This window comes from Streptomyces boetiae, assembly GCF_031845405.1.
Classification (GTDB): domain Bacteria; phylum Actinomycetota; class Actinomycetes; order Streptomycetales; family Streptomycetaceae; genus Streptomyces; species Streptomyces boetiae.
In genome coordinates, this window is record NZ_JAVREN010000011.1 from 126,602 (window position 1) to 145,867 (window position 19,266).

A 19,266-nucleotide genomic window follows, 5' to 3' on the forward strand; every position below is an offset into this window, starting at 1 on the left:
GGGAGGGAGCCTAGGATCTCAACAAAGGTTGAAGTCAAGGGGCGGTCAGGGGCGCTTCTCCGGCGCACCCGCCTCAGCCGAGCTGCGGGGGCCCGTCCCCGACGAGGCTGTCGCCCAGCGGGGTGCGGTGGTAGAGCACGACCCGGCCGCTGCGGCGGCGGTGGACGAGGCGGGCCTCCAGCAGCACCTTCAGGTGGCCGCCGACCGAGCCGAGGGTGTAGCCGGTCAGGGCGACGAGCTGGGTGGTCGACTTGGGCGCGCCGAGCTGGGTGAGGATCGCCGCCCGGGTAGGGCCGATCAGCCGGCCCAGCGCCTCCTCGGGAACGCGGCGCCCGGCCCCCGGCTCGGCCAGCAGCCCGGAGCAGGGGTAGGTGATGGCGTAGCGGCGCGGCTCGTCGCGGCCGACCCAGCCGCGGGGGGCGGTGGTCGGTATGAACAGAAGCTGCGCGCCGCTGATCTCGCGCGGCGGGTAGGGGTAGGCGTTCACCCGCAGGCGGCCGTCGCCCAGCCAGCGCATGCCGGGGCGCAGGCCGCTGAGCGCCGCGGCCCAGCCGCCGGAGGTCAGCGACTGGGTGCGGGTGGCGATGTCGGCCTCGAACAGCCGTCGGTAGCGCGGCCATTCGGGCCGCACGGTGCGCGTCCAGACCCAGTCGAGCAGCTCCGCGACGCGGTCGGGCAGGTCGGGCACGAGCAACGCCCGCGGCAGGGGCGCGCCGTCCAGCGCCTCGACGATGTGGGCGAGGGCGGAGCGGGCGGGGGTGGCGCGCAGGCGCCGCAGCTCGTCGTCGAAGGTCCGGTCGCCGGGCAGGGGCGGCGTCACGAGGAAGTCGGGCAGCCAGCGCGGGCCCAGGACGTCGCTGACGAAGGCGGCGGCGAAGGGGTCGCGCGCCAGGCGCTCCTCGAAGGCGGGGGCGTGCACCTGGCGCCACCGCTCGCGGCCGGGGCGGCTGCCGCCGCCGCGGGCGAGGCCGATCAGCGCCGCGACGGTCTCCGCGAGCGCGGACACGGCGAACCGCCCGCGCGCCAGCGCGTCGACACCGATCAGCCACACGCCCATCGCTTCGCTTCCGCCTCCCGTCGAAAACGTATCGGTTCCCCGCGCTTCCGGCGGACACTCCCGCGAAGGCCCCCGTTCGGAGACCTCACTCGGGTACCCCACTCGGGTACCCCGGCCGCTTCGCTGCACGGACGCACGCCCGCGCCCCGAGCTTCGCGTGAGATCCACCACGGGGCTGCGCCCCCGGCCCCGGGCATCGCGAACGGCCCGTCCGCGCAAAGTGGTTGAACGCTCAACGCTGCCGCTGCCGCTGCCTGCTGCGCGGCCCGGACAGGGCGGCCGGGCGGCGCTCACCGCCGCAGCAGGACCACGCCGGGCGGCGCGCGTTCGCTGCCGTCGCCTGCTGCGCAGGCTGGGCACCGGCCCGGACGCGGTGACTGCGCCAACGGCTTCCCGCCGCAGGCCGATGGGGCACCGGGCTCAGCAGCCCCGCCGGCACCCGGTCGGGGCGCGCCTCCGGTGGCGCGCGCTGCGGCGCGACGAGGCGTCGCGGAACTGCGCCCGCGATGCGCATGGCCCGCCGGTGGCCGCGCCGCCGCCTGCGGCGCGGCCCAGGCGTGGCGGCTACGCCAAGGCTCACCCGCGCAGGGGGTCGAGCCCTGGGCCCGGGCCCTGCTGGGGTCCGGTCGCGCTGGGTGCCCAGCGCGTGCGCGCGCTCCGTCGCCTGCTCCGCAGGGCGGTGGCGGGGCGGCGGGGAGTCGTGCCCCGCCGGGCGCGTTCGCGTCGCCGCCGGGCGGCATGCGGGGGCGCGCCGACGCGCCGGGGTGGCGCGGCCGGACGGGCCAGGTCCCGCCAGGGTGCGCGCCACATCCTCCCGGCCCGGGGCCCGCCCCGGCCGGGTCAGCGTTCCGTGTAGACCACCCAGACCTGGCCCCGGGCGAAGGGGAGGGGGTCGCCGTCGGGGGTGGTGAAGGTGGTGCCGTCGCGGGGGGAGTCCCGCTCCCACTCGGCGGGGTAGGCGCGGCCGTCGCGGAGGACGGTGGCCTCGCCGGTGCCGGTGGTCTCCGTGTAGGGGGTGAAGGCGCCGTTGACGTCGTGGTAGTCGGAGGCGCGGACGGTGACCTCCTGGACGACGACCGTGGCGGGGGCCAGGCCCTCCGCGGGGGTGCCGTCCATCGCGACCTGCCAGCGTTCGTCCTCGGCGGACCAGGTGAAGGCGAAGGAGGCGCCGGGGTAGGCGACCTCCCGGGACGTGGCCGGCTCGCCGCGCGCGCCCTCGGGGACCGGGCCGAAGCGGAAGCCGATGTCGTCCGCGCGGCTCGCCTCCGGCGTGGCCTCAAGGAGGTCGGCCGGGCGGACGTAGAGGTTGTGCGGCGCCATCCGGGACTCGTCCCGCTCGTACGCGCCCGGCACCTCGTCCGGCGAGGCCGCGAACAGCGGCGCGTCGTCGATCTCGGGCAGCAGGCGGCTCTGCGCGCCGGAGAACGCCAGCGCGGGCTCGCCGAACGTCCGCAGCAGCTCCAGGTCCGACTCCCGGGCGCTGCGCACCGGCCCGACCCGGTCGGGCAGCGTGGCGGAGTAGACCGCGATCAGGCGGCTGAGGCCGGCCTCGACCTGCTCGGCGTAGACGATGTCCGCGGACTCCAGGCCGGTGTGGGGGCGCGCCTCGGGAGAGTTGTCGATCTTGACGGCGAGGACCGGGCCGCGCTCGGCCCGCTCGCCCGTGAACGGGGAACGCCCCTGCCCGGTCGACGTGCCGCCGTCCCCGTCGCCGTCCTCGGCCTGGCACCCGGCGAGCAGGGCCGCCGCGGCGGCCAGCGCCGCCACCAGGAGCCGGGCCCGGCGCGGCGCCGGGCGAACGCCCCCACCCGCCCCGGACGAAGCCGAGCGCTTCGCGATCCGTGCCACCACTGGCGTTCACCTCTTCCGGTAAGGCCCCGCCGCCCTCCTGCCAGTGCACCACGGATGGGTACCGGGTGCCCCCCGGCCGACAGTTAATGAAAATGATTTCCATCTATGCCATACTGGCGGACGCGGCGAGGAGAACCGCGTCCGCCGGGTACTCGGCCGGACGCGGCGCCCCGCGCCGCGGCGTGCCGACGACCCCGAAGACCCCCGAAACAACGAGGAGCGCACCGTGAAGAAGGGCACCCACCCGGAGTACCGCCCCGTCGTCTTCCGCGACCGGTCGGCCGACTTCGCCTTCCTGACCCGCTCGACCCGGACCAGCGACCGGACCGTGGAGTGGGAGGACGGGAACACCTACCCCGTCGTCGACGTCGAGACCTCCTCGGCCAGCCACCCCTTCTACACGGGCACCGCCCGCGTGCTGGACACGGCCGGCCGCGTCGAGCGCTTCCAGCGCCGCTACGGCAAGCGCGAGGAGCGCTGATGGCGGCCGGGGGCGGCGGGCCGCTGCCCGTGGTGATCGTCGGCGGCCTGCACGCCGGCGCGCGCCGGGCCGTGGTCGAGCGCCTGCTGCGCGCCGTGCCGGGCTCGGTCGCGCTGCACCACGACCTCACCGGGGCCGCGGCCTCCGGCTCCGTCACCCGCACCGTCCGGGACGCGGACGGCGAGCTGGGCGCGGCCGTAGTTCCCCAGGTCAACGACTGCGCCTGCTGCGCGCTGCGCGCCGACCTCGTGCCCGAGCTGGCGCGGCTGGCCTCCGAGGGCGCGCGCCCCCTGGCGGTGCTGGAGCTGTGGGACTCGGTCGAGCCGAAGTCGATGGCCGAGGTGATCGACCGGCACGCCGCCGAGTCCGGGCTGCGGCTGGCCGGGGTGGTCACGGCCGTGGACCCCGCGCTGGTGCCGGCCTGCCTCTCCTGCGGGGACGACCTCGCGGACGCGGGCCTGGCCGCCGCGCCCCGGGACCGGCGCACCGTCGCCGACACCTTCGCCCGGCAGGTGGAGTACCCCTCGCTGCTTGCGCTTGCCGAGGTCACCGGGCCGCCCGCGGACGAGGACCTGGCACTGCTGGCGCAGCTTCACCCCACGGCCCGCCGGATCTCCGTCGCCAACCCCGCCCTGCCGCGCCTGGTCCTGGCCGGGTTCGACACGGCCGCCGCGGCGGCGCGCCAGCACCCGGCCTGCGCCCTGCTGCCGCAGCGGGCGGAGGCGCACGGCGTGGCCACGTTCGTGTGGCGGCACCGGCGGCCGTTCCACCCCGGGCGGCTCTACGCCGCGCTGGAGGAGCTGTCCTGCGCGGCGCCGCGCAGCCGGGGCCGGTTCTGGCTGGCGCCTCGGCCCGACACGCTGCTGTCCTGGGACGCGGCGGGCGGGGCGCTGTGCGTGGACAACCTCGGGCCGTGGCTGGCCGCGCTGCCCGACGCGGCCTGGGAGATGGTCCCGGCGGAGCGGCGGGCCGCGGCGGCGCTGGACTGGGACGAGGAGTACGGGGACCGCGTGCAGCACCTCGTCTTCACCGGGCCGGACCTGGACGCCGCGGCGGTGCGGGCGCTGCTGGGCTCCTGCCTGCTGACGGACGCGGAGTTCGCCGCCGGGCGCGGGGCGTGGACGGCGCTGCCCTCGGCCTTCGACGCGCTGCTGGACCCGGTGGGCTGAACGGCCGCCGCCGGGCGGCCGGTCGAACGTCCGTTTTCGCGGGCCGGGTCGCAACGGCCGCCGCGTGCCCGGTCGTTGAACGCCTGGGGGCACCCCCGGCGGTAGCCGGGCGCGGGTAACGCCCGCCGCGTGCCCGGCCGTTGCCTGGTCGTTGCCTAGCCGTTGGTGCGGAAGACCGCCCAGACCACCTTGCCGCGGTCGCCGGTCAGGGGGCGCCAGCCCCAGCCGTCGCTGAAGGAGTCCACCAGGTGCAGCCCGCGCCCCGACTCCGCCGTGTCGTCCGGCTCGTCGAGCGGGCCCGCGGGCGTGCGGGGGGCGGTGACGCTGGGGTCCTGCACGGCGCAGACCAGGCGGCCGGAACAGCGCATCAGCTCCAGCTCCACCGCCGGGACCGGCGGCGCGGGCAGGGGGAAGCGCCGGGCGAGGCCGTGCCGAAGGGCGTTGGTGACCAGCTCGGAGACCACCAGCGCGACGGAGTCGAACTGCTCGGGCAGGCGCCAGCCCAGCAGCGTGGCCCGGGTGAAGTCGCGGGCGCGGCGCACGGATTCCGGGCGCGGCGGCAGCCCGAGGGTCGCGGTGCCCGAGAGGGTGCGCAGATCGACGGGCACGGTCTGCGGTTGCCCTAACACGTCGAGCACGGGTGCTCCTTCGGTCCCCATGGCGCGGCACTCCTGGGCGAGTTGGGCGGCGTTGCGGCGGCGACGGTGACGGCCACGCCGGGTGCACGGCGCGTACCAGCCATGCTGACCAAGGCTTAGGTCAGATGCAAGAGCAGATGCACGTGCACGATCAATTTCGGGCGCGCGCGATCAGAAAAAGCCGTGGCATATGCGACATGTGCTAGCTCTCCCAGGGGTGTCCGATAGTCGAACGCTAGGCGTACGGGTTCTCCGCGCCCTCCGGCAGCACGTCCACGCTGCGCTCGCCCTCGCCCGCCATCACGTACGCCCCGCCCTCCAGCCGCTCGATCAGGCCGCGCGTCCACGCGGCGCTGCTCTCGGCGTTGTGCACCCACAGCCGCATCACCTCGCCGATGTGCCCGAGTTCGGCGGGCGGGTCGCGCGGCGTCCAGTGGTGCAGCACCTCCTCGCGCCACTCCTCCAGCTTCGCCACCCGCTCCTTCAGCAGGGAGATCGCCTCGGCCCGCGGCAGGTCCACGACGCAGCCGACGGCCGAGGTGAGCACGTCGATGCGCTGGTCGTGCGCCCGCAGGAAGGAGCGCACCAGGTCCAGGTAGGTCGCGTTGCCCGCCTCCGTCAGCTCGTACTCGGTGCGCGGCGGCCCGCCCGCGGTGCTGGGGGCGACCTCGTGGGCCAGCAGCAGGCCCTCCTTGGCCATCTGCTTCAGCGCGTGGTAGATCGACCCGGGCTTGGCGTTCGACCACTCGTGCGCGCCCCAGAACTCCAGGTCGTTGCGCACCTGGTACCCGTGCGCCCGGCCGTGCTGCCGCACCGCGCTCAGCACCAGCAGCCGCATCACCGACATCCCGCGCCGCCCTTCCTCGCCCCTCGGGGGTCCCCCGCAGTCTCTCACCGCCGGGCGGCCGGCGCGGGGGCCGGGGCCGCCCCGGACCGGCCCACTCGTCAAGTTTGACTACTGGCGGAGCCGGGGCTATCCTCGCCCTTCCGCCCCGATTGGTCAAACTTGACTAGTCGGGGCCGCCGGCCGCCCCGACCCTCCCTGGAGGACCCGCCCATGCAGCCCCGCACCGGCACGCCCCCCGCGCCCGCGGCTTCCGCTTCCTCCTCAGCGGTTCTCGTCCGCGGCCTGACCCGGACGTTCCGCACCGGGAAGAACGCCACCACCGCCCTCGCCGGCCTCGACCTCACCGTCCCGCGCGGCACCGTCCACGGCCTCCTCGGCCCGAACGGCGCCGGCAAGACCACCGCCGTCCGCATCCTCACCACCCTGCTGCGCCCCACCTCCGGCCGCGCCGAGGTGGCCGGCCACGACGTGACCACCCAGGCCCGCGAGGTGCGCTCCCGCATCGGGCTGCTCGGTCAATACGCCGCGCTGGACGAGGAGTTGAGCGGGCGGCAGAACCTCGACCTCTTCGGCCGCCTGCACCACCTCGGCGCCCGAGCCGCCGCCGCCCGCGCCGGGGAGCTGCTGGAACGCTTCGGTCTTGCGGAGGCCGGGGAGCGCGCGGTCCGCCACTACAGCGGCGGGATGCGCCGCCGCCTCGACCTGGCCGCCGGGCTGCTGACCCGGCCCGAGGTGCTGTTCCTGGACGAGCCGACCACGGGCCTGGACCCGCGCGGGCGCGCCGAGGTCTGGCAGGCCGTCCGCTCCCTGGCCGGCGGCGGCACCACCGTCGTTCTCACCACCCAGTACCTGGAGGAGGCCGACCAGCTCGCCGACCGCGTCTCGGTCATCGACCGGGGGCGGCGCGTCGCCGAGGGCACCCCCGACGAACTGAAGTCCACCCTCGGTGCGGACCGGATCGACGTCGTCGTCCGCGACCCGGGCCGGCTGGAGGCCGCGGCGGCCGTCGTCGGCATGGCCGCCCGGGCGCCCGAGACCGCCACCGACCCCGACCGGCGCCTGGTCAGCGCGCCCGTGGCCGACCGGATGGCCGCGCTGACCGAGACCGTGCGGGCGCTGGAGGCCGCCGGCATCGAGGCCGAGGACATCGCCATCCGCCGCCCCACCCTGGACGAGGTCTTCCTCAGCCTCACGGACGCGCACGCCGCTGACGCGCCGGGTGCTGCCGCGTCCGGCACCGGCGCACCGGGCGCCGAAGCCGCGAGCACCGACACACCGGGCACCCAAGCCCCGAGCACCCGGAAGGGCAGGGCCGCATGACCACCGCCACCACCCCGCACCCCCCGGCTCCCGGCGCCCCCGGCGCCCCTCGCATTCCCGAGCGGCCCGCGCCGCCGCCCGCCTCCGTGCGGACGTTCCTCACCGACTGCGCCACCATGACCCGCCGCGGCCTCGCCCACTGGGCCCGCCGGCCGGTCACCTTCCTCGTCGGGCTCGCCTTCCCGGTGATGATGCTCGTGATGTTCGCCTGCTTCCTCGGCGGCGGCATGGACGTCCCGGGCGAGGGCGACTACACCGAGTTCCTCGTGCCCGGGATGCTCGCGCTGACCATGGCCTTCGGCCTGGAGGCCACCATGGTGGAGCTGACCCGCGACGTCGAGCGGGGCGTTCTGGACCGCTTCCGGTCCATGCCCATCGCGCCCGCCGCCATCCTCGTCGGCCGCAGCCTGCTGGACATGGCCACCTCGCTGGCCGCCCTGCTGGCCACGCTCGGCGCCGGCTGGGCGCTGGGCTGGCGCTGGCACGGCGGGCCCGCCGCGGCCCTGGCCGCCGTGGGGCTGCTGCTGCTCTTCCGGTTCGCGATGCTGTGGGCCGGGATCTACCTCGGGCTGGTGGCCGGGCGGCCGGAGCTGGTGCAGGCCATCCAGATCCTGGTGTGGCCGGTGGGCTTCCTCTCCAACGCCTTCGCCTCGCCCGGCACCATGCCCGGCTGGCTGGGCCTGATCGCCGACTGGAACCCGATGTCCGCCACGGCCGCCGCCGTCCGCGACCTCTTCGGCAACCCGGGCTGGGCCGGCGACTCCTGGCCCGCGGCGCACGCCACCGCCCTGGCCGTGGCCTGGCCGCTGGCGCTGCTTGCCCTGTTCGTGCCGCTGGCCGTCCGCCGCTTCGCCCGCCTGGGCCTGGACGGCTGAACGCCCGCGGCGAACGCCCCTGGTGAACGCTGCGGGTGAACGCCCGGGGCGGGCCTCGGGGGAACGCGCCTCCCGCCGCGCGGGCCGCGGGCCGGCTCGCGGGCGGGGGCGCGTTCCGTGGCGGGTGAACCTATCCTCGCGAACAGAGGAGCGAATCACCCGGCACGGAAGGGAGCGCAGCGGACGTGGCGTCGCACGGGGACGGTGTGGAGCCGACGGAAGCGGAGACGACCTCGGGGTTCGCCGTGCCCCCGGGCCTGGACCTGCCCCCGCCGCAGGAGAACGGCGGCCCGGCCTCGGCGTTCTCCCTCCCCGAGGGGCTGACTCTCCCCCCGCCCGCGCCGCCGCACAGCGACTTCACCCCGGCTCAGGGCATCCCCGTCCTGAGCCGGGTCCACGGCCTGCCCTGGCAGGACCGGATGCGTACGCTGGTGCGGCTGCCGCTGGCCGAACGCCCGGCCCCCGCCGCGCCCGCGGAGGCCACCGAGGGGACCACGGCCGTTCCCCGCGTGCTCGACCTCACCCTGCGCATCGGGGAGTTGCTGCTGGCGGGCGGCGAGGGCGCGGAGGACGTCGAGGCGGCGATGTTCGGCGTGGCGCACGCGTACGGGCTCGACCGCTGCGAGGCCACGGTCACCTTCACGCTGATCTCCATCACCCACCAGCCGTCGCTGGTGGACGCGCCGGTCTCCCTCAGCCGCACGGTCCGCCGCCGCGGCACGGACTACAACCGGCTCGCCGAGGTCTTCCGGCTGGTGGACGACATCTCCTCCGGCGAGGTCACGCCCGAGGAGGCGTACGGGCGGCTGGCCACCATCCGCCGCAACCGGCACCCCTACACCAAATGGCAGCTCACCCTCGCCTCCGGCCTGCTGGCCGGGGCCGCGGCCACGCTGGTGGGCGGCAATTGGCAGGTCTTCGTGCTCGCGGCGCTCGGCGCGATGCTCGGGGACCGGCTGGCCTGGCTGGCCTCGGGGCGGGGGCTGCCTGAGTTCTACCAGTTCGTGGCCGCCGCGATGGCGCCCGCGCTGGTCGGCGTCTGCTGGGCCGCGGGGCACACGAGCACGGCCGGGGAGGTGCAGGCCGCGGCGATGGTCACCGGCGGGCTGTTCGCGCTGATCCCCGGGCGGGCGCTGGTGGCGGGCGTCCAGGACGGGCTGACGGGCTACTACCTCACGGCCTCCGCGCGCCTGCTGGAGGTGGTCTACCTCAGCGTGGGCATCGTCTGCGGGGTGCTGGCCGTCCTCTACATCGGGGAGACCTCGGGGGTCCGCCTCGACCCGGACGTGGTGCAGAGCGCGCTGCGTCCGGGCGTTCAGCTGGGGGCGGCGCTGCTGCTGTCGTTGACCTTCTGCGTGCTGCTCCAGCAGGCGCGCGGCACGGTGGTGCCCGCCACGCTCAACGGCGGGGTGGCCTGGCTGATCTACGGGGCGATGCACGACACGGCCGGGCTGTCGCCGTTCGCCGCGACGGCCGTGGCGGCGGGCATGGTGGGCCTCTTCGGGCAGTTGCTCTCGCGCTACCAGTACACCTCCTCGCTGCCGTACGTCACGGCGGCGATCGGCCCGCTGCTGCCCGGCGGTGCGGTCTACCTGGGTCTGCTCGGCTTCGCCCAGGGCGACGTGGACACCGGCGTCGGCTACGGCCTGCGCGCCATCACCCTGGCCCTGGCCATCGCCATCGGCGTCAACCTCGGCAGCGAAATGGCCCGCCTCTTCCTCAAGCCCCCCACCTCCACCCCGGACCGCCGCGGGGCGAAGCGCACCCGCGGCTTCTGAGGACCGCGGCGTGCGCCGCCCCGCGGCCGGGGTGGCGTTCACGGGGGTGGCGTTCAGTGCGTGAGCTTGAGGCCGATCACGCAGCCCACGATGCCCGCCAGGAGGAGGAGGCGCAGGGGGGTGGCCGGCTCTTCTCCCGTGTGCATGGACCAGGCCGCCGTCAGGGCCGCGCCGATGCCGACCCAGATGGCGTAGCCGGTGCCGACCGGGACGGTCCGCAGGGCGTACGCCAGGCCCGCCATGCTGAGGACGAGACCGGCCGCGAAGAAGGCCGTGGGCACCGGGCGGGTGAAGCCCTCGGACTTGCCGAGGGCCGTCGCCCAGACCGCCTCCAGGACGCCGGAGATCACCAGAACCAGCCACGCCATCGAGGATCAACTCCCGAAGCGCCGTCTTGTCGCGAGCTGGGTACGGCGCACCTCGTCCAGGAGCCGGGGAGACTCTGCGCTCAGCCTCTCACAGCCGCCCGCCCGGTGCCCGGCGGGCCGTCAGTGCCCGTCGGCGGCGGCCCGCTTCCGGGACGCCTCGATCTCCGCCTCGGCCTCCGTGCGGCCCACCCAGTTCGCCCCCTCCACGGACTTGCCGGGCTCCAGGTCCTTGTAGACCTCGAAGAAGTGCTGGATCTCCAGCCGGTCGAACTCGCTGACGTGGTGGATGTCCCGCAGGTGCTCCATGCGCGGGTCGCCCGCCGGGACGCACAGCAGCTTGTCGTCGCCGCCCGCCTCGTCGCGCATCCGGAACATGCCGATGGCCCGGCACTTGATCAGACAGCCCGGGAACGTGGGCTCGTCCAGAAGCACCAGCGCGTCCAGGGGATCGCCGTCCTCGCCCAGCGTGCCTTCCACGAAGCCGTAGTCGGCCGGGTACACAGTCGAGGTGAACAGGTGCCGGTCCAGCCGGATCCGGCCCGTCTCGTGATCCACCTCGTACTTGTTCCGAGAACCCTTGGGGATCTCGATGGTGACGTCGAACTCCACGGGGACTACTCCTTAACGCTCAACCCTTAACCGGTCAGTGCACGCGACGGTCGGTTAAGTTTCCCTCACCCGGGTGTCGGCACGCGAAAGGGGCTGGTCGTTCCAGTGCGCAGGGCAGCGGAAGTGCTACGACGCCGGCTCCGGAACCGACGGGCCCGCGCGGGCGCGCGCGAACGCGAGCACCACAGGACCACCTGGCGCGTGGCCACCGGCGCCGCCGCGGCGGGGCTGGCCGTCGCCGCGGGCGCCGTGTCCGTGGCCGGGCCCTGGGACGGCGGGCTGCGCACCGCCGAGCGCGAGCAGGCCGCCGCGGCCGACGCGGAGCGCGACCGGACGGAAGCGGAGCGTGTCGCCGACACTCTACCCGTCGCCGCGCCCGTCCTCGCCCCCGTGGACGGCGCGGGCGCCCCCGCCGTCTCCCCGGACGCGCTCGCCGCCACCCTCGCGCCCCTGCTGGAGAGCGCCGCGCTGGGTCCGGAACCGGCCGGCGCGGTCATCGACCTGAGCACCGGCGAGCCGCTGTGGACCCGGGAGGAACGATCCGGCCGCACGCCCGCCTCCACGGTCAAGGTCGCCGTCGCCGCCGCCGCGCTCCACGCCCTGGGCCCCGACCACCGCCTGGCCACCACCGCCGTGTGGGACGAGGAGGAGGAGCGGGTCGTGCTCGTCGGCGGCGGCGACCCCACGCTGAGCGACGAGGACCTGCGCGCCCTGGCCCGGGAGGCCGCCGCCGAGCTGGCCGGCCGGGAGATCCGCACCGCCCGCGTCGCCTACGACCTCTCCCTCTACCCCCGCGAGCAGCTTCACCCCATCGGGGTCAACGACAACATCGCGCTGATCACCCCCCTCCAGGTCAACGAGGGCCGCACCGACGGCTCCGCCCACGGGCCCGCCCCCCGCGCGGACGACCCCGCCGCCGAGGCCGCGGGCGCGTTCGCCGCCCACCTCGCCGGGGCCGGGCTGCGCGTGGAGGACCGCCCCCGCCGCGCCGACGCCCCCGAGGACGCCGACCGCCTGGCCACCCAGCGCTCCGCCCCGATGTCCACGCTGGTCGAGGACATGCTCACCTACAGCGACAACGACCTGGCCGAGGCCATCGGCCGCGCCACCGCCCTGGCCTCCGGCGAGGAGGCGGACTTCCGCGGCGTCGGCCGTGCCCTGACCGGCCAACTGCGCGAGCTGGGCCTGCCCCTGGACGGCGTCCGCTTCGCCGACGCCAGCGGCCTGGACCGCCAGGGCCGCACCACCGCCGCCCTCCTCACCCGGGCCCTGGCCGCCGCGGCCGATCCCGCACGCCCGGAGCTGCGCGCCGTGTTGACCGGCCTGCCCGTGGCCGGGTTCTCGGGAACGCTGGCCGACCGCTACGAGGACTCCGCGGGCACCGGCCTGGTCCGCGCCAAGACCGGGACGCTGACCGGCGTGAACACCCTGGCCGGCACCGCCGTCACCCCCGACGGCCGGCCCCTGGCGTTCGCCTTCCTGGCCTCGGACACCAGCGACGGAACGGCCGCCGCCCGCGCCCTGGACGACGCCGCCTCCGCCCTTGCCGCCTGCGCCTGCCGCTGAGCGGTGCCGGGCCCCGGTCCCGCGGCCGGTCCGCGTGACCTGTCGGCGGCGGCGCGGGCGCCGTACCGTTGACGGCATGACGATTCCCGGCGGAACCAGCGGCGGCACGGACCTGGTGGACTGGAACCTCGCGGTCGCCACCGCGACCCGCATCGCCCGCCCCGGGCCCGAGGTGAGCCGCGACGAGGCACGCGAGATCGTCGCCGAGCTGCGCCGGCACGCCGCCGCCTCCGAGCGGCACGTGCGCGAGTTCACCGGCATGGACGCCGGGTCCGTGGACACGCCCGTGCTGGTGGTGGACCGCCCCGGCTGGGTACGGGCCAACGTCGCAGGGTTCCGCGAGGTGCTGACGCCCCTGGCCGGGAAGCTGCGCGAACGCCGCGCCGCGATGCCCGGCGGCTCCGCCCTGACGGCCGTCGGCGGCAAGGTCACCGGCGTCGAGGTCGGCCTGCTGCTGTCGTTCCTCTCCTCCCGCGTGCTGGGCCAGTACGAGACCTTCGCGCCGCCCAGCCCCGAGCTGCCGGCCGGCGACGCGGGCGCGGCCGGGCCCGGCCGCCTGCTGCTGGTGGCGCCCAACATCGTCCACGTGGAGCGCGAGCTGGAGGTGGCCCCGCACGACTTCCGGCTGTGGGTCTGCCTGCACGAGGAGACGCACCGTACGCAGTTCACGGCCGTGCCCTGGCTGCGCGACCACATGCTCGCGGAGATCCAGGCGTTCCTGGCCGGGGCCGACGTCGACCCGGCCACCCTGCTGGAACGCGTGCGGCAGGCCGTGCAGACGGTGACCGGCCGCGGCGGGCAGCAGCCAGGCGAGGCCCCGGGGGAGGGCGGCGAGGAGGAGGCCCGGGACAGCGGCCTCGGGATCGTCGACCTCGTCCAGACCCCGGCCCAGCGGGCGATCCTGGACCGGCTGACCGCGCTGATGTCGCTCCTGGAGGGGCACGCCGACTTCGTGATGGACGGGGTCGGCCCGGCCGTGGTGCCCTCGGTCGCCGAGATCCGGGAGAAGTTCACCCGCCGCCGCCAGACCGGCGCCGGGCGCCTGGACCGCGCGCTGCGCCGCCTGCTGGGCATGGACGCCAAGCTGCGCCAGTACCGCGACGGCGAACGCTTCACCCGGGCCGTCGTGGAGGCCGCGGGCATGGAGGGCTTCAACAAGGTGTGGACCTCCCCGAACACGCTGCCCACGAAGGACGAGATGACCGACCCCTCCCGCTGGGTGGCCCGGATGCGGCTGGGCGGCAACGCGGCGTAGACGGCAAGGCGGCATAGACGGCAACGCGGCATAGCACGCACGCGCGGACGGTTGCCGGATTCCCGGAGAATCACTCTTATGAGGGACCGTGGCTCCATGCCTGGCGTGCGATGCTCGGGTAACAGACCTCCTCTGTCACCATTTACGCACCCTGCGTGACAGCGCTTCCCGAGCTCAGCCGACGCACAGCCGAAGCAGAAAGAAGTGATCCGGATATGGGTCCCCACCCCGCGGTCGCGGCAATACGCCTGGCCGTCCGCCGCGTCCTGAAGGACGTGCTGAACGAGGTCCCCGCAGACGCCCCGGCCCCCCCGCTCGTGCTCGTCGCCTGCTCCGGCGGCGCCGACTCCATGGCCCTGGCCTCCGCCCTGGCGTTCGAGGCCCCCCGAGCCGGCGTCCGCGCCGGGGCCGTCACCGTCGACCACGGCCTCCAGGCCGGCTCCGACGCCCGCGCCCGCGAGGTCACCGAGCGCCTGACCGCGCTCGGGCTCGACCCCGCCGAGGCCGTCGCCGTCGCCGTCGGCCGCGCCGGCGGCCCCGAGGCCGCCGCCCGCGCCGCCCGCTACGCCGCCCTCGACGACGCCGCCGAACGCCACCGCGCCTGCGCGGTGCTCCTCGGGCATACCCGGGACGACCAGGCGGAAACCGTCCTGCTCGGGCTGGCCCGCGGCTCCGGCATCCGCTCGCTCTCCGGCATGGCCGCCGTCTCCGGCAGCCTCACCGGCGCCCCCGGCGCCGCCCAGCGCTACCGCCGCCCCTTCCTCGCCGTGGACCGCCAGACCACCCGCAAGGCCTGCCTGGTCCAGTCCCTGCCCGTGTGGGACGACCCGCACAACGCCGACCCCGCCTTCACCCGCTCCCGGGTCCGCCACGAGGCCCTGCCCGTGCTGGAAAAGACCCTGGGCCGCGGCATCGTGGAGGCCCTGGCCCGCACCGCGCGGCTCTCCCGCGACGACGCCGACGCCCTGGACGACTGGGCCCGGCAGGCCCAGCGGGCCGCCACCCGCCCCGACGGCACCCTGGAGATCGCCGCCCTGCACGACCTGCCCCCCGCGGTCAGGCGCCGGGTGCTGCGCCGGGCCGCCATCGCCGCGGGCGCCCCGGCCGGGTCGCTGTTCGCCCGGCACATCGAGGAGACCGACCGGCTGATCACCGCCTGGCGCGGCCAGCGCCCGCTGAACCTGCCGGGCCGCGTCGAGGCCAGGCGGCAGGGTGGCAGACTGGTGCTCGAACAGGCCGGCCAGTAGGAAGCAGTCGCACGGGTGCAAGAAAAGGACCTCGGAGCCGACCTGGAGTCGGTCCTCATCTCCAAGGAAGAGATCGACGCCAGGCTGCGCGAGCTGGCAGCGGCGATCGACGCGGAGTACGCGGGGAAGGACCTCCTCCTGGTGGGGGTCCTCAAGGGCGCGGTGATGGTCATGGCCGACCTCGCCCGCGCCCTGTCCACCCACGTCACCATGGACTGGATGGCGGTGTCCTCCTACGGGGCCGGCACCCAGTCCTCCGGCGTCGTCCGCATCCTCAAGGACCTCGACACCGACATCCAGGGCCGGCACGTCCTGATCGTCGAGGACATCATCGACTCCGGCCTGACCCTCTCCTGGCTGCTGTCCAACCTCGGCTCCCGGCAGCCCGCCTCGATCCGGGTGTGCACGCTGCTGCGCAAGCCGGACGCGGCCAAGGTGGACATCGACGTGGAGTGGGTCGGCTTCGACATCCCCAACGAGTTCGTCGTCGGCTACGGCCTCGACTACGCGGAGAAGTACCGCAATCTTCCCTTTGTCGGGACGCTGGCCGGGCACGTCTACGGCGGATAGCGGCGGGAGGGCCGGGAACACCGGGGAATGCCCTACCGTTGACTCGGTAGCTGAGTAAGGCCGGGCGCACACTGGCCGACACCGCGCGCACAGCGAATCCCTTCCGGGGGCTGTGCCTCTCATGTGGCAGGAGGGACGGGGCCGCGCCGCCCCGTATGGATAGACGTGAAGCGTTATTTCCGTGGGCCAGTGATGTGGATCGTGCTGGCCGTCCTCGCCGTGATTCTGCTGATGCAGGTGTTCAGCTCGTCCGAGGGCTACGAGAACGTCGACACCGGCGAGGTCGTCCAGGCGATCAACCGCAACGAGGTCCGCTCCGCCGAGCTCACGACGGGCGACGAGCAGACCATCAAGATCGAGCTGCGCGACGGCCGCGAGATCGAGGGCAGCGACCGCGTCCAGGCCAACTACATCGACGGCCAGGGCGAGGAGCTCGCCTCGATCCTCCAGTCGAAGTTCCAGGACGACCAGCTCCCCGACGGGTACACCGTCTCCCCGCAGTCGCAGAACCCCTTCGTCGGGATGCTGCTGTCGATCCTGCCGTTCCTGCTGATCATCATCGTGTTCCTCTTCCTGATGAACCAGATGCAGGGCGGCGGCTCCCGGGTGATGAACTTCGGCAAGTCCAAGGCCAAGCTCATCACCAAGGACACCCCCAAGACGACCTTCGCCGACGTGGCCGGCTCGGACGAGGCCGTGGAGGAGCTCCACGAGATCAAGGAGTTCCTGCAGGAGCCCGCGAAGTTCCAGGCCGTCGGCGCCAAGATTCCCAAGGGCGTGCTGCTCTACGGCCCGCCCGGCACCGGCAAGACCCTGCTGGCCCGCGCGGTCGCGGGCGAGGCCGGCGTGCCGTTCTACTCGATCTCCGGCTCCGACTTCGTCGAGATGTTCGTCGGCGTCGGCGCCTCCCGGGTGCGCGACCTCTTCGAGCAGGCCAAGGCCAACGCCCCCGCCATCGTGTTCGTGGACGAGATCGACGCCGTCGGCCGCCACCGCGGCGCCGGCATGGGCGGCGGCCACGACGAGCGCGAGCAGACGCTGAACCAGCTCCTGGTCGAGATGGACGGCTTCGACGTCAAGGGCGGCGTCATCCTGATCGCCGCCACCAACCGGCCGGACATCCTCGACCCGGCGCTGCTGCGCCCGGGCCGCTTCGACCGGCAGATCGCCGTGGACCGGCCCGACATGCAGGGCCGCCTGGAGATCCTCAAGGTGCACCAGCGCGGCAAGCCCGTCGCCCCGGACGTGGACCTGGGCGCGGTCGCCCGCCGCACCCCCGGCTTCACCGGCGCCGACCTGAACAACGTGCTCAACGAGGCCGCGCTGCTCGCCGCGCGCAGCAACGCCAAGATGATCGACAACAAGTTCCTCGACGAGGCGATCGACCGCGTCGTGGCGGGCCCGCAGAAGCGGACCCGGATCATGAGCCAGAAGGAGAAGATGATCACCGCGTACCACGAGGGCGGGCACGCCCTGGTGGCCGCCGCGTCGCCCAACAGCGACCCGGTGCACAAGGTGACGATCCTCTCCCGCGGCCGGGCGCTGGGCTACACCATGGTCCTGCCCGAGGAGGACAAGTACTCCACGACCCGGAACGAGATGCTCGACCGGCTGGCGTACATGATGGGCGGGCGCGCCGCCGAGGAGCTGGTCTTCCACGACCCGACCACCGGCGCTGGCGACGACATCGAGAAGGCCACCTCCACGGCCCGGGCGATGGTCACGCAGTTCGGCATGACCGAGCGGCTGGGCGCGATCAAGTTCGGCACCGACAACTCCGAGCCTTTCCTGGGCAAGGACATGGGCCATCAGCGCGACTACTCCGAGGAGGTCGCCGGCGTGGTCGACGAGGAGGTCAAGAGGCTGATCGAGGGCGCGCACAACGAAGCCTGGGAGATCCTGGTGGAGAACCGCGACGTCCTGGACAACCTCGTCCTCGCCCTCCTGGAGCGCGAGACGCTGAACAAGGAGGACCTGGCGGAGATCTTCCGGCCCGTGGTCAAGCGCCCGCCGCGCCCCGCGTGGACCGGCTCCTCCCGCCGCACGCCCTCCACGCGCCCGCCGGTGTCGTTCCCCGTCAAGGAGATCAGCCTGGCCAACGGCACGCACCCGGTGGAGTCGGTGGAGGAGTCCCGCTCGCAGGACTGACCCCGCCGCCGTCCCCGGCCCCCGTCCGCAGGCGCTGGAATGACCGCCGCGCCCCTCACGTTCTAGGGTGAGGGGCGCGGCGGTCTGTCCGGACGCGGGCGCCCGGGCACCGAGCACGGCCAGCACGATCGAGAACGAGGCACGAGATGACGGACGCGGCACCGGTCGGCGAGTTCGACGAGAAGCGCGCCGAGAACGCGATCCGGGAGCTTCTCATCGCGGTCGGCGAGAACCCCGACCGCGAGGGCCTGCGGGACACGCCCGCCCGGGTGGCGCGGGCCTACCGGGAGATATTCGCCGGGATGTGGCAGCGGCCCGAGGACGTGCTGACCACGACCTTCGACCTGGGCCACGACGAGATGGTGCTGGTCAAGGACATCGAGGTGCTCTCCTCCTGCGAGCACCACCTCGTGCCCTTCGTCGGCCACGCGCACGTCGGCTACATCCCCGCCAGCTCCGGCAAGATCACCGGCCTGTCCAAGCTGGCCCGGCTGGTGGACGTCTTCGCCCGCCGCCCGCAGGTCCAGGAGCGGCTGACCACGCAGATCGCGGACTCGCTGATGCGGATTCTGGAGCCGCGCGGGGTGATCGTGGTGCTGGAGTGCGAGCACATGTGCATGACCATGCGCGGCGTCCGCAAGCCCGGCGCCAAGACGACGACCTCCGCGGTCCGCGGCCAGCTCCGCGACGCGGCGACGCGGGCCGAGGCGATGAGCTTGATCTTGGCGCGATAGGCGCAACCGGCTTCCCGCCCCGCGGGCCGACGGGCTCTGGCGGGCCCGTGGCCCTGCCACACTACGGGCGAAGCGCGTTCCGGGCCGCGCCCGGCGGGCCCCGGCAGACATGCGGCTTCGCCGTGGCCGGGCCCTGGCGGGCCCCATGCGTAACCGCCCTGCGGGCGGAGCGTGGCGGGCTGCGCCCGGCGAAGCCGCCCCCGGCGGCGCCCCGGCCGACGTCCTGCTTTGCCGGGGTCGGGCTCTGGCGGGCCCGTGGCCCTGCCACCCTGCGGGCGAAGCGCGTTCCGGCCGCGCCCGGCGAAGCCGTCCCCCGGCTGGGGTTCGGGCGGCATCCGGGTTTGCCGTGGCCGACCCTGGCGGCCCGCGCGTGCCCGCCCTGTGGGCGGGACGCGAGGCGGGCAGCGTCCCGCAAAGCTGACCAATGGCGGGGCTCCCGGCCGGCAGCCTGCTGCGTCGTGGCGGGCCTGTCCTGCGGGCGGGACGCAGGTGGGCTGCGCCTGGCGAAGCCGGCCGGGTGGCCGCCGTGCGTGTTGGGCGTGCGCGCCCCAACCCGTTCTCGGGGTGGGGCCCCGCAGGGGGCCTCAGGCCAGGCGGCCGGAGGGGCCGTTGGCCTCGGCGGGCTCGGGGACCGGGGTGGGGGTCGGTGACGATTCCCCGGCGGGGTGCGGCACCGAGGGCGTTCCCGCCGGTGGCGGGGCCGCGTCGCGTGCCGCCGGGCCGGGTGCCCCGGTGGTCTCCGGGGCGTCCGGC

The 19,266-nt window shown here is 74.9% G+C and carries 17 protein-coding genes and 1 riboswitch; of the genes, 11 read left to right on the forward strand and 6 right to left on the reverse strand.

The annotated features are described in order from the left end of the window. Positions 1-73: 73 nt before the first annotated feature. The gene (locus tag RM780_RS10715; RefSeq protein WP_311630380.1) at positions 74-1,057 is read right to left on the reverse strand and encodes an ArsR/SmtB family transcription factor; all 984 of its coding nucleotides are present in this window, start codon (positions 1,055-1,057) and stop codon (positions 74-76) included. Between the two features lie 840 nt (positions 1,058-1,897). Further along, entirely contained in the window at positions 1,898-2,905 is a 1,008-nt protein-coding gene (locus RM780_RS10720) for a DUF3048 domain-containing protein (RefSeq protein ID WP_311630381.1), read from the reverse strand. A gap of 229 nt (positions 2,906-3,134) precedes the next feature. Here RM780_RS10720 and RM780_RS10725 point away from each other — a divergent pair, with 229 nt between their 5' ends. Further along, complete coding sequence (locus RM780_RS10725; RefSeq protein ID WP_311630382.1) at positions 3,135-3,389, forward strand: type B 50S ribosomal protein L31; 255 nt, start codon at positions 3,135-3,137, stop codon at positions 3,387-3,389. Continuing rightward, positions 3,389-4,558, forward strand: a complete 1,170-nt coding sequence (locus RM780_RS10730; protein ID WP_311630383.1) for a CobW family GTP-binding protein — start codon at positions 3,389-3,391, stop codon at positions 4,556-4,558. Before RM780_RS10725 ends, RM780_RS10730 begins: the two co-directional genes overlap by 1 nt. A gap of 155 nt (positions 4,559-4,713) precedes the next feature. Here the strand turns inward: RM780_RS10730 and RM780_RS10735 are convergent, their stop codons facing one another. Then, positions 4,714-5,217 carry an ATP-binding protein gene (locus RM780_RS10735; RefSeq protein ID WP_311630384.1) on the reverse strand — a complete coding sequence of 168 codons (504 nt, stop codon included), beginning with the start codon at positions 5,215-5,217 and terminating at the stop codon, positions 4,714-4,716. A gap of 214 nt (positions 5,218-5,431) precedes the next feature. Continuing rightward, positions 5,432-6,043 carry a PadR family transcriptional regulator gene (locus RM780_RS10740; RefSeq protein ID WP_311630385.1) on the reverse strand — a complete coding sequence of 204 codons (612 nt, stop codon included), beginning with the start codon at positions 6,041-6,043 and terminating at the stop codon, positions 5,432-5,434. Positions 6,044-6,253: 210 nt separating this feature from the next. Here RM780_RS10740 and RM780_RS10745 point away from each other — a divergent pair, with 210 nt between their 5' ends. From RM780_RS10745 to RM780_RS10755, 3 genes are all read left to right on the forward strand, one after another. Next, a complete protein-coding gene (locus RM780_RS10745; protein WP_311630386.1) occupies positions 6,254-7,363 on the forward strand; it encodes an ATP-binding cassette domain-containing protein in 1,110 nt (369 codons plus the stop codon). A gap of 116 nt (positions 7,364-7,479) precedes the next feature. Then, positions 7,480-8,238, forward strand: a complete 759-nt coding sequence (locus RM780_RS10750; protein WP_394812933.1) for an ABC transporter permease — start codon at positions 7,480-7,482, stop codon at positions 8,236-8,238. 185 nt (positions 8,239-8,423) lie between these two features. Further along, complete coding sequence (locus RM780_RS10755; RefSeq protein ID WP_311630388.1) at positions 8,424-10,016, forward strand: threonine/serine exporter family protein; 1,593 nt, start codon at positions 8,424-8,426, stop codon at positions 10,014-10,016. A 53-nt stretch (positions 10,017-10,069) separates the two neighbouring features. On the opposite strand, the gene RM780_RS10760 is transcribed toward RM780_RS10755, so the two are convergent. Next, complete coding sequence (locus tag RM780_RS10760) at positions 10,070-10,384, reverse strand: DMT family transporter (protein ID WP_311630389.1); 315 nt, start codon at positions 10,382-10,384, stop codon at positions 10,070-10,072. Positions 10,385-10,399: 15 nt separating this feature from the next. Continuing rightward, positions 10,400-10,464, reverse strand: a riboswitch (guanidine-III (ykkC-III) riboswitch). A 40-nt stretch (positions 10,465-10,504) separates the two neighbouring features. Next, a complete protein-coding gene (locus RM780_RS10765) occupies positions 10,505-10,993 on the reverse strand; it encodes an inorganic diphosphatase (RefSeq protein WP_311630390.1) in 489 nt (162 codons plus the stop codon). Between the two features lie 201 nt (positions 10,994-11,194). Here RM780_RS10765 and dacB point away from each other — a divergent pair, with 201 nt between their 5' ends. The 6 genes from dacB to folE all read left to right on the forward strand — a co-directional run bounded on the left by dacB (position 11,195) and on the right by folE (position 18,513). Continuing rightward, the gene (dacB, locus tag RM780_RS10770) at positions 11,195-12,559 is read left to right on the forward strand and encodes a D-alanyl-D-alanine carboxypeptidase/D-alanyl-D-alanine endopeptidase (protein ID WP_311630391.1); all 1,365 of its coding nucleotides are present in this window, start codon (positions 11,195-11,197) and stop codon (positions 12,557-12,559) included. Positions 12,560-12,635: 76 nt separating this feature from the next. Further along, entirely contained in the window at positions 12,636-13,814 is a 1,179-nt protein-coding gene (locus tag RM780_RS10775) for a zinc-dependent metalloprotease (RefSeq protein ID WP_311630392.1), read from the forward strand. A 215-nt stretch (positions 13,815-14,029) separates the two neighbouring features. Then, complete coding sequence (gene tilS, locus RM780_RS10780; RefSeq protein WP_311630393.1) at positions 14,030-15,061, forward strand: tRNA lysidine(34) synthetase TilS; 1,032 nt, start codon at positions 14,030-14,032, stop codon at positions 15,059-15,061. 15 nt (positions 15,062-15,076) lie between these two features. Then, the gene (hpt, locus tag RM780_RS10785; RefSeq protein ID WP_311630394.1) at positions 15,077-15,631 is read left to right on the forward strand and encodes a hypoxanthine phosphoribosyltransferase; all 555 of its coding nucleotides are present in this window, start codon (positions 15,077-15,079) and stop codon (positions 15,629-15,631) included. Between the two features lie 159 nt (positions 15,632-15,790). Next, positions 15,791-17,779 carry an ATP-dependent zinc metalloprotease FtsH gene (gene ftsH, locus RM780_RS10790; protein ID WP_311630399.1) on the forward strand — a complete coding sequence of 663 codons (1,989 nt, stop codon included), beginning with the start codon at positions 15,791-15,793 and terminating at the stop codon, positions 17,777-17,779. 146 nt (positions 17,780-17,925) lie between these two features. Beyond that, a complete protein-coding gene (folE, locus tag RM780_RS10795; protein WP_311630395.1) occupies positions 17,926-18,513 on the forward strand; it encodes a GTP cyclohydrolase I FolE in 588 nt (195 codons plus the stop codon). Positions 18,514-19,266: the final 753 nt, after the last annotated feature.